1 protein-coding gene is annotated in these 978 nt (G+C 67.6%); it reads right to left on the bottom strand.

Going from position 1 to position 978, the window contains the following annotated elements; genetic code table 11:
- Positions 1 to 978, bottom strand: a 978-nt coding sequence (locus D1614_RS27865; RefSeq protein WP_175579303.1) for a DNA topoisomerase, incomplete at both ends; no start/stop codon positions are given.

Below are 978 nucleotides of genomic sequence, written 5' to 3'. Positions count from 1 at the left end.
GTAGGTGCCGTTGTGCTGGACGTAGGGACCATAGCGCCCGATGCCGGCCAGGATGACCTCGCCGTCCTCGGGGTGGGTTCCGACCTCGCGCGGCAGCGACAGCAGCCGCAGCGCCTTCTCCAGGTCGATGGTCGCCGGCGGCCAGCCCTTGGGCAGGCTGGCGCGCTTGGGCTTGTCGCCGTTGGCTTCCTCGACATAGGGGCCGAAGCGGCCGACCTTCAGCCACACCGCCTGACCGGTGGCGGGATCGACGCCCAGCTCGCGGTCGCTGACCTCGGCCTCGCCGTTCTCGCCGTCCGGCGTCGCCAGCGGGCGGGTGAAGCGGCATTCCGGATAGTTGGAGCAGCCGATGAAGGCGCCGAACTTACCGGTCTTGAGGCTCAGGCGGCCGGTGCCGCAGGTCGGGCAGCTGCGCGGATCGGTCCCGTCGCCGCGATCGGGGAAGATGTGCGGTCCGAGCGCCTCGTTGAGCGCCTCCAGCACGTTGGTCACGCGCAGCTCGCCGATCTCGCCGACGGCGGCGTGGAAGTCGTTCCAGAAGTCGCGAAGCAGCTGCTTGTAGTCGAGGTCGCCGGCCGAGACCTGGTCGAGCTTCTCCTCCAGGGCGGCGGTGAAGTCGTATTCGACGTACTTGCGGAAGAACTCCTGCAGGAAGGCGGTGACCAGCCGGCCCTTGTCCTCCGGGATGAACCGGTTCTTGTCCATGCGGACATAGGCCCGGTCGCGCAGCACGGTCAGGATCGAGGCGTAGGTCGAGGGCCGGCCGATGCCGAGCTCCTCCATCTTCTTGACCAGGCTGGCTTCCGAAAAGCGCGGTGGCGGTTCGGTGAAGTGCTGGGTGACGCTGAGGCTTTCGCGCTTGAGTGCTTCGCCCTCGCTCATGGCGGGTAGGCGGCGGCTGTCTTCATCCTCGGGATCGTCGTCGCGGCCTTCCTGATACACCGCGAGGAAGCCGTCGAACTTGATGACCTGACCAGT

This window comes from Maribellus luteus (assembly GCF_003576475.1).
GTDB classification, from domain to species: Bacteria; Bacteroidota; Bacteroidia; order Bacteroidales; family Prolixibacteraceae; genus Draconibacterium; species Draconibacterium luteum.
The sequence above is the reverse complement of the archived record's forward strand: the minus strand, read 5'-3'. Positions and strand labels throughout refer to the sequence as shown.